Annotated in this window: 9 protein-coding genes and 3 tRNA genes; all 12 read left to right on the top strand. The window is 41.3% G+C overall.

Annotated elements, in window-relative coordinates; translation table 11 throughout:
* Window positions 1-221 precede the first annotated feature (221 nt).
* The 12 genes from WAZ74_RS10345 to WAZ74_RS10290 all read left to right on the top strand — a co-directional run bounded on the left by WAZ74_RS10345 (window position 222) and on the right by WAZ74_RS10290 (window position 14,330).
* Window positions 222-1,706, top strand: coding sequence for an McrB family protein (locus WAZ74_RS10345; RefSeq protein ID WP_422308216.1), 1,485 nt, complete (start codon window positions 222-224; stop codon window positions 1,704-1,706).
* Window positions 1,707-1,721: 15 nt separating this feature from the next.
* A complete protein-coding gene (locus WAZ74_RS10340; RefSeq protein ID WP_422308215.1) occupies window positions 1,722-3,275 on the top strand; it encodes an McrC family protein in 1,554 nt (517 codons plus the stop codon).
* Window positions 3,276-3,518: 243 nt separating this feature from the next.
* Window positions 3,519-3,595 (top strand) — tRNA-Pro (locus WAZ74_RS10335).
* Window positions 3,596-3,690: 95 nt separating this feature from the next.
* Window positions 3,691-3,766: transfer RNA gene (locus WAZ74_RS10330), tRNA-Arg, on the top strand.
* Between the two features lie 41 nt (window positions 3,767-3,807).
* Window positions 3,808-3,883, top strand: a tRNA-His gene (locus tag WAZ74_RS10325).
* A gap of 599 nt (window positions 3,884-4,482) precedes the next feature.
* Window positions 4,483-5,418, top strand: a complete 936-nt coding sequence (locus WAZ74_RS10320) for an AraC family transcriptional regulator (RefSeq protein WP_422308214.1) — start codon at window positions 4,483-4,485, stop codon at window positions 5,416-5,418.
* Between the two features lie 299 nt (window positions 5,419-5,717).
* Entirely contained in the window at window positions 5,718-6,827 is a 1,110-nt protein-coding gene (locus tag WAZ74_RS10315) for a hypothetical protein (protein WP_422308213.1), read from the top strand.
* 81 nt (window positions 6,828-6,908) lie between these two features.
* A complete protein-coding gene (gene gspF / locus WAZ74_RS10310) occupies window positions 6,909-8,111 on the top strand; it encodes a type II secretion system inner membrane protein GspF (protein WP_422308212.1) in 1,203 nt (400 codons plus the stop codon).
* 568 nt (window positions 8,112-8,679) lie between these two features.
* Window positions 8,680-9,120, top strand: a complete 441-nt coding sequence (gene gspG, locus WAZ74_RS10305) for a type II secretion system major pseudopilin GspG (protein ID WP_422308221.1) — start codon at window positions 8,680-8,682, stop codon at window positions 9,118-9,120.
* Window positions 9,121-9,563: 443 nt separating this feature from the next.
* Window positions 9,564-10,133 (top strand): protein-disulfide reductase DsbD domain-containing protein, encoded by a 570-nt coding sequence (locus WAZ74_RS10300; RefSeq protein ID WP_422308211.1) that lies wholly within the window; start codon window positions 9,564-9,566, stop codon window positions 10,131-10,133.
* 60 nt (window positions 10,134-10,193) lie between these two features.
* The gene (locus WAZ74_RS10295) at window positions 10,194-12,380 is read left to right on the top strand and encodes a protein-disulfide reductase DsbD domain-containing protein (protein ID WP_422308210.1); all 2,187 of its coding nucleotides are present in this window, start codon (window positions 10,194-10,196) and stop codon (window positions 12,378-12,380) included.
* A gap of 501 nt (window positions 12,381-12,881) precedes the next feature.
* Window positions 12,882-14,330, top strand: coding sequence for a phospholipase A (locus WAZ74_RS10290; RefSeq protein WP_422308209.1), 1,449 nt, complete (start codon window positions 12,882-12,884; stop codon window positions 14,328-14,330).
* Window positions 14,331-14,341: the final 11 nt, after the last annotated feature.

Raw genomic sequence — 14,341 nt, 5'->3', positions numbered from 1 at the left:
ATCCTAAAATCGCTACGGTATTGCTGATATCAATTTTTTGTCGCCTCTGTCTGCGCAGGCACAGCAAGCAAGGAAAATTGATATCAGCAGTGTGTGATGTATCGATATTACTTTTCACTGACTATAGATGCTATTTAGAAAGATTAGATAGACAAGCTATAATGGTGAAGCTTTAACACTTTTTGATATTTTTTACGTGATTTTTAATGCTGGATAACGCTATGCCTGATATGTCTAACTGTAAGCCGACCAATATTATTTATACGGGCGTTGCTGGTACGGGTAAAACCTACCGATTGCTACAAATCGCTAAACAATATACCGATTATTTACCTAGAGCCAAGGACGAAGATTTGCTCAAGCAGTTATTGCACGAGTTGAGCTGGCGTGACGTTGTCTGTTTAGTATTCTTAGACTTTCAATCGCAAAAGCAAGACTTAGTAAAAGTACCTGAAATCGTCAGTCATGAATTTTTTACCGCTAAAGCGACACAAAATGCGCGAGAGAAAAACTTAAGTAATACGGCATGGTCGGTGCTGCAAATGCATAGTCCCACCAGCTCACAAACGGTTACGTATAAAAATCGAGCCAGCCAAGCGTATTTTGATAAAGATAATAGCGGTGCATGGTATTTACTACCAGAAAGCACTGAATTATTAACTGAGTTATCGCAGCAATTAGCAGAGTTTCAGCAGGCGCAGCGCGATAATAATGCCAGCCAAAATCAACAATTTCACCAACAGCGCTTTAGTATGGTCAGCTTCCATCAAGCTTATGGTTATGAAGAGTTTGTCGAAGGTATTCGCCCTGTGATGGCAGTCTCCAACTCATCAAATAGTAAGCTTGTGAGTAATAGCCAGGAAAATAACAGTCAGACTCAAATGAGTTATGGTATTCAAGATGGTGCATTTTTAAAGCTATGCCAGCGTGCGGCAAGCGATCCCACACGGCGTTATGCCATGCTGATTGACGAGATAAATCGCGCTAACGTCTCACGCGTTTTTGGCGAGTTGCTCAGCTTGATTGAGCCAGACAAGCGTGCTGGTATGGCAAATGCTATGACGATTAACTTGGCGTACTCTGGGCGGGCATTTAGCGTTCCTGCCAATGTCGATATTTATGCCACTATGAATATTCAAGACCATTCTTTAGCTCCACTGGATATGGCACTGCGTCGACGTTTTCGCTTTATTGACTGCCCACCGCAGCCTGAGCTTTTACCGATTATTAGCCTTGATAAAGGCTCAGAAGCGCCCAATGGAGCTGAGTCTATAGATTTAGCCAAATTGCTGACGAGTTTAAATAATCGCATTAGCCAAATACTAGGAGGCGAGGCGCAATTGGGTCACGCATTTTTATTGTCAGTGCATGATTTTGAGCAATTGCAAACAGTACTGATTGAACAAATTATTCCGCAATTAGCCCAAGCGGCTGGCGGGCAAGTGGCCGTCTTGCAGTCTATTTTTAAAGATGAGCAGCAGCCGATGCGCGCGCAGTTTATTCATGATAGCCAAACGCTAATAAATAATAATGCAGACCATCAGATGGATAGTCAGAACACTATCACGGCCCAAAACCAAATTTTCTCAGGGCATAACACATTTCTTAGTCAGCCTATGAGTGCCGGTAGTTATAGAATAAATACTGATTTAATCAATAAGACTGGTGAGTTTGCTAAGCCGTTTGTCTACCAACGTTTATATTAATAAGGTTGTTAAGCAGTGATAAGTAGAGTTGTCCAATCTGATAGCAATGCTACAGCCAATAAAGTTAATAGTGCCAGTATTAAAGCGGTTGAAGCCGATATCATGACTGTGTTCGAGCACCAACGGCTAACGACTCATGATTTTTTGAGCGTATCTGACTTTCACTGGCTAATGGCGCAAGAGTTTCCGGTATTTAGTATTAAACGCAAGCAGGGACAGTGGCAGTTAAAGGTGGGGCATTATATTGGAGTTATTCTACTGCCTAGTGGTATGACACTTGAGATATTACCAAAGCTTAATCAGTCAACACAAAACAGCGATATAGGACAAACCCGCCAATGGGTGCAAAATATGCTGTCCGACTTAACCAACAGCAGTGAACGCACAGCTAGTAAACTGCCTAATACAAAAAACCTTGGTCAGTTTAGTAGTCAATTAACACCGCTACCGATGACAGCATTGCCATTGTCGGACTGGTTGATTGCGCAATTTTTGCAGCGCTTGATTCATTATCAACCGACCAAGCACTATCAGGCGAAGATTCACAATCAAGCTGCACTCCAAGGTCGACTGCTCATCAAAGAACAACTGCGCCACAATAGTATGCAGCCGCATAAATTTGTCTGTGAGAACAGTGTGCTGAGTAAAGATATGCTGGGTAACCGTTTGATTAAAAGCGCATTGCAGCTGCTAGCGCCTTTATTACCTAAATTAAGCGCTCCCCAATATTTGCAACTGTGGCAGCAAGTACCTGCATTGACTCATCATGAGAGGCAGCGTATAGAAACAGTATATAGTCAAGCAAAGCGCGAGCTTGCTATTCAACCGCTTCGAGCTCAGCAATGTCAAGCTGCCCTGCAGTTATTAGACTTTGCTTACTGGCTATTGCAGCAGTCAAATGCTGCCACTGGTAACAGTATTGACCCAAAAAATCCAATCAACCCAAATCTAGCCCAACAGCGCTTATGTCTATTAATTGATATGAATCAAGCTTTTGAACAATGGGCCAGTCAGCGCATAGCGGCGATGTTTCAGCAAGTAAGTTCAGCTTATAAGCCGTCGTTTCAAGCGCAAAGTGTGTGGCTTAACGATGCAGAAGGGCAGGCGTGTCTGTCTATTCGTCCTGACTTACTTATATATGAGACGGCCATGAAGCATTCAGTTAGTCACGCTGATATTTACACTGATACTCTCCAAGGTAAGGAGGACACAGAAGAAGCGCCAAAACTTAGAGTTTCAGGTAGTTATAGTCATGTCATCGATATTAAATGGAAGCCTTTAGCCAATGCAAGTGCTATCAGTGCCAGCGATGCTTATCAATTGACCAGTTATGCGCAGGCTTACCGAGCACGGCAGTGCTGGCTGGTTTATCCCGTACAAGGTAATGAGAGACAGCCAGTAGTGTTGAAGCAGCAAGCTTATAATGATGAAAGTATTAATAATGTTGATATTCATGATATTAAAAGCACCAATCAGAATACCAACTATGCGCAGTTATGGCTCATACCGTTTAATGTCCTCACTGGTACGATAGACAGTGACTTGCTTCCAGCATCGGATGTAATATAATCAGCGCTATCGATGATTAAGCAGCATGGATTATGGTGGTAAGAGCTTTTGTCAAAGCTGATTTCATAAGAGATAAGCGTTTTTTAAATAATTTAGCCATTTCTTTAAATTAATTAAAAATAGGTGTTGACACAATCGGCTTTACCCCTTAATATGTGCACCTCGATAGCAAGGAACATTAATGAGTTAGCGGTATTACCGATAACGAGTTAAGTAACCAAACTATCGTGATAATAGAAATTTCGGAGTGTGGCGCAGTTTGGTAGCGCATCTGGTTTGGGACCAGAGGGTCGTAGGTTCGAATCCTATCACTCCGACCATCTATTTTTTAAGAGCCTTACAGGCTTTTTTTTATGTATAATGGTTTAGTTTCTGATACTATAAACGGACCACATTATATAAAAGTCCTCTAAGAGCGCCTGTAGCTCAGTGGATAGAGCATCTCCCTTCTAAGGAGGTGGCCGCAGGTTCGAATCCTGCCAGGCGCACCATTTAGCCTGCAAATTTTGCCTTTCCTTTGGCAATAGTTATGGCGGTTGTAGCTCAGTTGGTAGAGCCCCGGGTTGTGATCTCGGTTGTCGTGGGTTCGAGTCCCATCAGTCGCCCCATATTTTATTCTGCTTTATCTTCAGTAAAATCTAATTATACCCTCTCAATTAAAACTCTATTTAAAATAACAGCACCTGCCACTTTTGGCATTTTTTTGTGCCTGATTGTTTCATATTATTATTCTAAATAATTCATAATTCATAATTATAAATTATTTAGATATTTAATGATGAATCATGCTGCTATTACTTTTTCTTATGGTCGCTATATAGTCAGTTCTAAATAAAAAAAGTAAAGCTATTATCAGGCGCTACTGGTGTAAATTTTGCTTGCTTGCTTGCTTGCTTGCTTGCTTGCTGCGCCTGCGCAGACAGAGGCTGCGCAAAATTTATCCCAGTAGCGCTGTATGTATTTAATAGTGGATCGACTATAGTTATAGGTCTTTTATGACGCAAGCCTGCTCAAAGGGTGTGTCTGCTATACTGTTGATTAGATCATTTATTTATAGTTAATACCTTTTAAAAAGAATATAGGATACTAGGATAAATTGTTTGTAGCCTCTACCGGACTTTGCGTTCAGAAAGCCAGAGAGCTTTTTTTTAAAGTTTATTTTTATTGAACAACTATTATTGAGCATCTGTTATCGAGGAAGTAATTGATGGACGCATTGAGCGTGTTATTACAAAACGTGCATTTATTCGAAACGAAATACTATCGTTTAAATGGTGCCGGTAATTGGTCTTATTCCCTCACTAGACAAGATACGATTTTATTTTATTTGGTGATGTCCGGTAGCTTTTGTATTGATGTGGGTAACGGGGTAAGAAAAGCACATGCTGGTGATATTATTATGATTCCTAGTGCGCATAGTCATACCAGCTATGCGCTGAATCATCACAGTAACGATGCCGAACCGTTAGATGAGCGACTGATTAACTGTAAAGGAAATGCACTTGATATCCATGGTGATGGCGATCAAAGTTCATCTTTAATACTCATTGAATGCAAGTACGATAAAGAGATGATTCGTCCTTTATTGTCGGTGCTGCCATCAATGTTGCCTGAAATTAATAATGAATCTGATGGTCGATTTGAAGTGATCGACGTAGAGATTCGGCTGCTGACGTTAGAAGCTGAGCACGAGCGTATGGGCAAAACGGCTATCATCAATCATTGGGCAAGTATTATGATGATTGAATGCTTGCGAGTTTATATTGAGAGCTTGCCTGAAGCCACGGACAATTGGTTAAAAGCCATGAAAGATCCTTTTTTGACCAAAGCGCTAGTAGCGATGCATGAAGCACCCAGCCAAAGCTGGACCATTCATAAGCTCGCTGAGGTAGCAGGCATGTCGCGCTCAAGCTTTGCTCAACGCTTCAAAGAGGTGGTTGGCATACCACCATTGACGTATTTAATGGATTACCGTTTACGTCTGGCTGCGCGTTATTTACGTTTGCAGCAAAATAGTATCAGTCGTATTAGCGAATTGGTTGGTTATGCGTCAGACTCGACTTTTAGCCAAGCATTTAAGCGTGTTTACGGTGTTTCCCCAAAAGCGTATCGTCAGCAACATCAACAACAGATACTCGCTTAGTTGCTGCCTTATAGTAGCGATTTTTATACCAAATATTTTTAACCTATTATTTTTAATCTATTGTTCTTAATTTAGGGCATAACGGTTCAATGAATTTCATGTTGCATGAATCAAGTGCTAGCTGTATATATTCATCAGTAGTATTTCGACAATGTACGGCTGACAATGCATGTAGGTTCAGGTACTATAGAATGCTGAGTCGCCTAAGTGTGACAATCTTTTAGCCTGCTATATTTTATTGTATGTCAGTAATATAGTATGACTTAAGTGATTTTTATTTTTGCAGCTGATGGTGTTTTATGACTGAACCGACCGCAAAGCCAACCGTAAAATCAAATAGCCGATCAGGCGTTTCTGCGTTTGCCTCAAATAAAGATAATATCAATAAAAACGATAATGAAGACAAGGTTGAAAATAGCCAGCACAAGTCAAAAAATAAGCGAAAAGATAACATTGCTGCAGCGCTTGATAAAGTGGCATTGTTGGCATTATTCACTTTGCCAAATGCTAACGATATCTTGTCTGAAACAGCAGACATTAAAAAACTATCCGTAGAGCAATCTAACGTAAGCACTGCCAGTCAATTACCCACAAACCAAACTCTAAATCTTGCTGCTAGCGACACTAATATCGCCGCCCAGCGCGTAGCACTTTATCAAGCTCAACACGAGCGTACGCGCCAATTATATATGGCTTCTGCTGCTACCCGTCCTACCTATTTAGTACAAACGCTCAAAACACAGTTTGCCGAATATCAGCAATATCTACTCGCACAGCAGCTTGATAAACGCGGTTTGATGGATACGGATTTACTTGAGCGCTTGTGGCAGCAGTTGCATGTGGTCGATGATATTATCGAGGATATCGTGCGCCATATGCCCGCCCAGCAGCCAGCGGGTTGGCAGCTTACAGTTCAAGATGGACACAATCCACTATGTTTTGCCACCGTTGGTAAGCTAAAACATGACAAACCTATCCAAGATCAAAGCAGTCTCAATAGCTATGTGCTTGGACACTTTGGCGTAAGTAGTTTTACTTATGATCGCGGTTACTATATTGGTCATGTCGTTGGCTACTTATTCAGCTGTTATTTCTGCGCTCATTTGTCTATCAGTTACGGTGTCACAGCGCTTGGTCAGCAAGTGGTCAGCGATTATGATTATGCCAGCCTTGAAACCCCGCATATGGTTCGGCTACTACAAGGTTTAGATAGCTATTGTAAAAAACGTATTTACCAATTGGCTGTTATCTGCGCTCGATTGAGTGTTTTTGCCAGTGATAAGCGTATCGAGAGGATGCTGATTGCTGAGGTGAATGACTTTGATAAAAAATTGCAACAACAGCATTTAGATGTTTTATTATTGCAAGGCTTGATGCCGGATAGTAACGACTCTACACCACTTTTTTAAACTATTTTTATTTCAATCATTCATGGTTTAAGTACGCCTTTATAACCCATTACCATTGACCGCCTTAGGATATCTGCTGCTATGCCCGCTTATCATTATAAAGCGCTCGACGATCGCGGCGGTATGCAAAAAGGCTTACTCGAGGGTGATTCTGCGCGGCAAGTACGTCAGCAGCTGCGTGATAAACAATGGACGCCAGTTGAAGTCAGCGCGGTCAATGATAGGCAAAGTCAACATAAAAGCCGCTATAAAAAACCTTCTGCTTACGAGCTAGCATTATTAACCCGTCAGCTTTCTGTGCTTTTGGCTGCTGGTATTCCGTTAGAGGAAACCTTGGCTGCCGTCGCTAAACAATCGCCAAAAACTCATATTAAATCCTTGATGCTTGCTGTGCGCTCGCATGTGCTAGAGGGTTTAAGCTTGGCGCGTGCTTTACAGCAAGCGGCGAGCTTCCCGCCACTTTATATCGCTACCATTGCTGCGGGTGAGAAATCTGGTCATTTGGATTTAATTCTAAATCAGCTTGCTGATTACACCGAAAATCGCTTTGCCTTACAAAAGAAGATACAAGGCGCCATGGTCTATCCGATTGTGCTGATGGTCATGGCAGTTGGGGTAATTATGGGGCTGATGAGCTTTGTAGTGCCCAAAATTGTCAAAGTATTTGAGCAGTCCGAGCAAGCACTACCGTTAATTACGCAAGTCGTTCTTGCCCTGTCGAACGTCATTACGCAGTGGTGGTGGCTGATGCTATTGGTATTGGCAGGGACAGTATTATTAAGCTATCGCTTTGCCCAAACGCAGGCAGGTAAATTAGCAATAGACAGTATTGTACTAAGATTGCCAATATTGGCACGGCTATCAAAAGGGCTTAATGCGGCGCGTTTTGCCAGCACGCTTGCTATCTTGGTACGCTCCGGTGTGCCGCTAATTGAGGCGCTACATATTGGCGCTGCCGTCACCACCAATTTACATATTCAAAAAACTATTATTACCGCTGCCGATCGCGTCACAGAAGGCTCAAGCTTATCAAGTCAGTTAGAAAAATCGCCATACTTTCCGCCGATGATGGTTCAAATGATTAAAAGTGGTGAAAACTCAGGTGAGCTTGAAAATATGCTCAGCCGTGCCGCCAATATGCAGGAAGCGGAAGCAACCAACTTTATCAGTACGCTATTATCGTTACTCGAGCCGCTAATGTTAGTTTTAATGGGCGTGGTGGTGATGATTATCGTGATGGCGGTCATGCTGCCGATTGTTAATATGAATGATTTGGCCGGCTAGATTTTATAAATTATCTTATTCGATTTTTGTGCGAGTACTTCACTTCTTAATTTCTTCCTCGATTCCTTTAAATTTTCAGGTTTTCGCCTATTATTTATTGTGTCTGATTCTTTTCTGCTTTGATACGTTATCTTGTTTGTATTCTATAATTACCCTATAAATATTCTATCGATTTAACTTAACCTTTGATTAGGTTTCTTAAGTTTTGCTTACTGTTGTATATTGTTGACTGGTTAATGCTTTTACTTTCGTCAAATGTGCCGTTACGTTATAGTGAGCTGTACTTAAAAGTTGTCGCTATACATTACTAATCTAAGTATTGATGCCATAAGCATTGATACGGTAAGTATGAATAATAAGTGCTTATAATAATTGGTGATAATATTATTGCAGTGGTAGATAAAAATAAAGTCATAGTCTATAGTTGCAATGACTTCATTATTAATTCAATACTTATATAACTGTGATAATACAAGCGACGACTATGATGGATAAAAACCAAATAAATACGACAGCACTGATTGCTGCAAATAATACTCAAATATATTTAAGCGCTAACAGTGACCGAATGGCACTGTCTGTAAAACCTGTCAAACATAGCCAATCAGGCTTTACGCTAATTGAGATTATGGTTGTGATTGTAATTTTGGCCATTCTTGCCGGTCTCGTAGTGCCAAAAGTGGTTGGACAGAGTGATAAAGCTCGGGTAAAAACCACAGAAACGGCGCTGGCAACGGTATCAAATGCGCTGGATATGTATAAGGTAGATAATTCGCGTTATCCGACGACAGCACAAGGTCTTGAGGCGCTTACTACGCCGCCTGCTGAAGCAAAAAATTATCCCGAAGGCGGTTATATTAAAGGTGGCTATCCAACGGATGGTTGGGAAAATGAGATGCAATATGTTGCACCTGGTAGCGAAGGTCGACCTTACGATTTATTTTCGCTCGGTGGTGATAATCAGCAAGGCGGTGAAGGTCAGGATGCTGATATTTATGCTAAGCTATAGTTAGGTCTAAATAAAAAAGAGTCATCTATCTGAGCGTGCTACTGCTATAAATTTTTCTTGCTTGCTGTTCGCAAGCGTGACAGAGGCTACGAAAAATTCATAGCAGTAGTACTGTATGGTTTTTAAACAGAATCGACTATATAAGATTTAGTTTGACAAATAAATCAGCCACTGGTTAAAGCATCGTTAGTGATATCTATATATCAACCAATAAGGCGTTATTGGTTGATATTTTTTATGAATATATCAATACACGCGCATATCATTTTATAAGATAATTTTGTATGTTGAATTCCAATACTGCTATAAGCACATTTGAGTTTTAAATATCCCTTATCAAAAGTTTTATTTATTAAAAATATCTGTTATTGAAAGTATTAGTTATTAAAAGCCCCAGTTATTAATAATGTCCGTCATTGAAAGTAGCCATCAGAGGTAATTATATGTCCATCAAAATGCTAATATCAAACTCAGCCACCATAGACAAACGTACTGCTAAGAAGTCTTATGCGCTTGTATTTGCCATTGCAAGTACCTCGTTGATGACGGGGTTATCAATGACGTCTATGACTGCTCAAGCTGCAGGTCTAGGCGAGCTCTTTAGCAATAATAGCGCTGAGCAATCAAAGTTCTTACCAGTCGACAAGGCTTTTCAAGTGAGTAGCAGTACTAAAGCGACGTCTAAGGGTACACGTCTATCGATCGCTTTTGATATTACGCCCGGTCATTATGTTTATAAGGATAAACTCACTTTAAGTTTCCCTAAAGGTGTGAGCGCCGCCCCGTTTACTTTTAGTCAATCGCCAGTTTCCATTGATGATCCAACCTTTGGCAAGGTCCCTGTATTTACGCAAAAAAGTATCATAGCAACCACTACGCTGACGACGAATAATGGTAAGGCGGCGAAGAATGTACCGGTTGTTATCGGCTGGCAAGGTTGTGCCAAAGCAGGTCTGTGCTATCCACCAGAGAAGATTAAGACCACGCTTAATATTGGGGTCACACGCAAATAGATAGTAATCAGGTTGATTTCGAATACTAGTAATAAAGTAGTAATAAATAGGTAGCCTTTCATGTCCATCAAGACAGCAAAAACCCTCTCGTCACTTAAAATGCCATTAATAACTGTAGATAGGCGTTCTAAAAAGTCTTATCTATTAGCTTTTGCTATTGCGAGTAGCTCGCTATTTGCAGGACTGACAGCGACGACCATGACGACGCAAGCGGCAGGATTGGTCGATCTATTTAGTAATAATAGTGCCGAGCAGCCAAAATTTTTGCCAGTGGATAAAGCATTTCAAGTTACTAGCAGTAGTAAAGCTGCCAAATCTGGGACGCGCTTATCGATTAATTTTACTATTACGCCAGAGCATTATGTTTATAAAAATCAGCTGAAACTCACTTTACCTGCTGGCGTGACTGCTGCACCCTTTACTTTTAATCAATCGTCCGTCTTAATCGATGATCCAACCTTTGGCAAAGTACCGGTATTTGATCAGGCCAATATGGTCGCAACCACGACCTTGACCAGCACTACTGGCAAAAGCGTAGACAATGCAGCTGTTGTGATAGGTTGGCAAGGGTGTGCCAAAGCGGGGCTGTGCTATCCACCTGAAAAGATTAAAACTACTGTCAATATCGCTGCGGCACCGCAACAGGCTACAGCAAGTAGCGCTGGTAGTACTACTAGTGCTGACAAAAATTCTGTCGCTCAGGATGCTGCAACTAACGATAATATTATAGATAATGCAAATGCAGCGGCGGATATAGGCAGTCTTGAAGCAGAACAAGCGTTGACAGATGACGAAGTTATTGATTATGCCTTGCTAGAAGAAGGCTCTTTAGAAGGGGAGCTTAGTGCTGCTAATACGATTTCTGGCGCAGACTCAGAGTTGATGGCTAGCGACAATACTAGTAGTAATATTGATAACAGTGACAATGATAACGACAGTGTCGCAGCCAATAATCTAGAAGAAAGTGATCCGTTTGGCTTAGCCAAGCATCCTTGGCTGGCATTGGGTTTATTATTCTTGGCAGGGATTGGCTTAGCATTTACGCCGTGTGTGCTACCAATGCTGCCTATTGTCGCTAATATTGTTGCCCGTCAACAGAATCCAACGGTCAAAAAAGGTGTTATTTTAACGACCAGCTATGCCATAGGGGTATCGATTGCATATGGGATACTCGGTGCCGTCATCGCGGTATTTGGTGAGTCATTAGGCATTATCGGGTGGCTACAGAATCCAATTATTTTAATCAGTTTTGCGGTGGTATTTGTTTTATTAGCATTATATATGCTGGAAGTGTTTACGATTCGCTTGCCGCGCTTTATCACTAATAAAATGCAGGGCTTAAGCCAAGCTGGTGATAGCAAATTGGGTAGTGCCGGTGGTAGTTTGGCAGCTGGGTTCTTATCCGCGCTAGTGGTATCGCCTTGCGTATCTGCACCATTATTTGGGGCATTACTTGCGGTCTCAACCATTGGTAGTCCGCTACTTGGCTTTGCCGCATTATTTATGCTCGGCTTTGGTTTATCCGCGCCGCTTATTTTAATTGGTGCTACCCAAGGTAGTATTATGCCGAAGGCTGGCGAGTGGATGAACTGGGTCAAGCAAGGTTTTGCCTTACTATTATTTGCAGTAGCATTACTATTAATTGAACGCGTCTTTATATCACCGGTGATGCTTCTGGTATGGGCGCTATGGTTTATGGTTGTAGCGACATGGGCTTGGAGCTGGTTGGGTAAAGGGCGCATGTTATCGCAAGCAATAGGTTTGGTTGCGGGTATTTGGGCGACTACTTTAATAATTGGTGCGGCTCTCGGTAATGATGATAGCTTACATCCATTAGAATCGTTAAGCGCTACTCCGATGCTAGTACAATCAGCAGAGGGTCAAGCGGGCAGTCTAAATAATGCAGCGAATACGTCAGATGAAAAAATCACTACGTTGGCAGAATTGGATGTTATTATCGCTGCAAACCCTAGAGTCTTGGTCGATGTGACTGCTGACTGGTGTATTGAATGCCGTATTATGGATAAGAATTTATTTACCAATCGCCCTGCACAAATGCAAGGCTGGCAATTGGTGAGATTGGATATTACAGAGACCACTGAGGATTCCAAAGCAATCTTGGCACGCTATAAGTTATTTGGTCCACCAACGCTATTATATTATCAAGACGGTCAATTGGTTCAAAAGCAAGTGGGCGAGGTTGGTCGGGCAGAATTCGAACAAACTCTGACTGCGCTTAATAAATGATTTAAATTAGATAACGCTTAGCTTTATTCTTTCAAGACTCTTAACACGAAAAAGCCAATATCCTATCATGATAGGATATTGGCTTTTTTTAACTTAACGTAATGCACTATGTATGCGTTTGGCTAAGCACTTGGTTTAACGTTAGTTATGTCTACTTACCTTCGTACTATTTAGCTTTGTACAGTTCAGCGATAATGCTAGTATAGTGCACATATTTTCATTACAATAAAGCAACAATGCTAAAAAAGCGCTACTCAGCGTAATAACTGCTTTTTATATCCAAATTTTACCAGTTTTATTCTATATCATTCACAAAAATTAGAGTAGCCAGGAAAACGAGTGAAAGTACTACGCATTGTAGACTAAGCGAGTTTGACAAAGCTAATCATACTTTTTGGGATTGATAGTAGTTTTTATTCTATTTTAGCGACGACGCTAATGATTATATCAATCATTTCATATATTCTGCTGACAACAATGTCAGTTGAATAAAGGATATCTATGTTTTCCAATATTACTCCGCAGCGCCAGTCTTTAAGCCGTCTCAGTGCGCAAAAAAATAACGTGCCTCAAGCGACTAAGCATTATTTAACTATCGCTGTTGGGATAGCGCTCAGTTGTTTTACGCTACAGGCACAGGCTGCTAATAAGGCTCAGACTTATAATAAGTTACCCTTACCAGAAGCGGCGTTTGAATATGAAGGTTATGAATTGCCACAGGGTGTCGATAAACAGTCTATAAATGCGAATACTGCTGCTCAAACTCGCCAAGTGGTGAGCAAAGAGTTTGTTGCACAACAAGCGACGTTATTTTTTGAGTGCGCCCAAGTAGAGAGTAGTGGTGCGCGTTTGGCCTGCTTTGATAAGGTTGCTGAGCAAGGTAAAACGCCAAGTTATACTATGAGTAAACAGCCAGTAGATTTGGCAAAAACTTTTCAAAGTACTATCTCGGGTAATCCACAAGTGGTACTTGCAGAAGAAACAAGCGCGGTTACTGCTAATAATAACGATAATATTAATGAAATAGAAAACAATCAACCAGCTGATGAGAGTTTAGATACGGTTGGATTAACGCAAAGAGAAGCACAGGTTTTAGAGAGTGTGGGTGTGACTCAAACAGATATCGAAAAATATACACCGCTAAGCTTAGCTTATGATCTTGATAAAAATAGTGAGCGCGGGATTTGGACGGTAAGACCATACCGACCCACTTATGTCATGCCATTATTTTATACTTTTGATCCCAATTTGAATCCAAGTAGTCCCTCACAAGAAAACGAGTCTTTTACTTCTAACGATACACGTAATACCGAGCTAAAATTTCAGTTGTCTTTAAAGACTAAAGTCGCAGAGGATTTATTCAATACCAGTGCTGACTTGTGGTTTGGTTATACCCAAGAGTCGCATTGGCAGGTCTATAATGAGGATAACTCACGAGCCTTTCGCGCCACTGATTATCAGCCCGAAATATTTTTGACTCAACCTGTGACAGCCAACTTGCCTTTTGGTGGGCGTTTACGCATGTTGGGTGTAGGCGCTATCCACCACTCTAATGGCAAGGGCGATCCGTTATCACGCTCATGGAACCGTGCTTATCTGATGGCAGGGGCAGAGTGGGGCAAGTTATCAGTGATACCGCGTCTATGGGCTCGAGTGAATAACGAAGATGAAAGTAGTGAGGACAATCCAGATATTGAAGATTATATGGGCTATGGCGATGTCAAATTCTTATATGATTTACCTAAGCAGCAAAGCCTGAGTGGCACCTTGCGCTATAATCCAAGCACTAGTAAAGGCGCAGCGCAAATCGACTATACTTATCCGTTAACAAAAAACGTCAACGGTTTCGTGCAGCTATTCCAAGGTTATGGTGAATCTATCGTCGATTACAACCATGAAAATACCGCGATTGGTTTTGGTATCGTACTTAATGATTGGAAAGGTTTCTAATATCAACGCCA

This window comes from Psychrobacter sp. (genome assembly GCF_049295055.1).
In the GTDB taxonomy this organism is placed as follows: Bacteria; Pseudomonadota; Gammaproteobacteria; order Pseudomonadales; family Moraxellaceae; genus Psychrobacter.
This window is presented reverse-complemented; position numbering and strand designations above follow the sequence as displayed.

Excerpts from the sequence above, each read along its gene's own strand:
- WAZ74_RS10345 (WP_422308216.1), top strand. The coding sequence starts at position 222 with ATGCCTGATATGTCTAACTGTAAGCCGACCAATATTATTTATACGGGC.
- WAZ74_RS10320 (WP_422308214.1), top strand. The coding sequence starts at position 4,483 with ATGGACGCATTGAGCGTGTTATTACAAAACGTGCATTTATTCGAAACG.
- WAZ74_RS10315 (WP_422308213.1), top strand. The coding sequence starts at position 5,718 with ATGACTGAACCGACCGCAAAGCCAACCGTAAAATCAAATAGCCGATCA.
- gspF (WP_422308212.1), top strand. The coding sequence starts at position 6,909 with ATGCCCGCTTATCATTATAAAGCGCTCGACGATCGCGGCGGTATGCAA.
- gspG (WP_422308221.1), top strand. The coding sequence starts at position 8,680 with ATGGCACTGTCTGTAAAACCTGTCAAACATAGCCAATCAGGCTTTACG.
- WAZ74_RS10300 (WP_422308211.1), top strand. The coding sequence starts at position 9,564 with ATGTCCATCAAAATGCTAATATCAAACTCAGCCACCATAGACAAACGT.
- WAZ74_RS10295 (WP_422308210.1), top strand. The coding sequence starts at position 10,194 with ATGTCCATCAAGACAGCAAAAACCCTCTCGTCACTTAAAATGCCATTA.
- WAZ74_RS10290 (WP_422308209.1), top strand. The coding sequence starts at position 12,882 with ATGTTTTCCAATATTACTCCGCAGCGCCAGTCTTTAAGCCGTCTCAGT.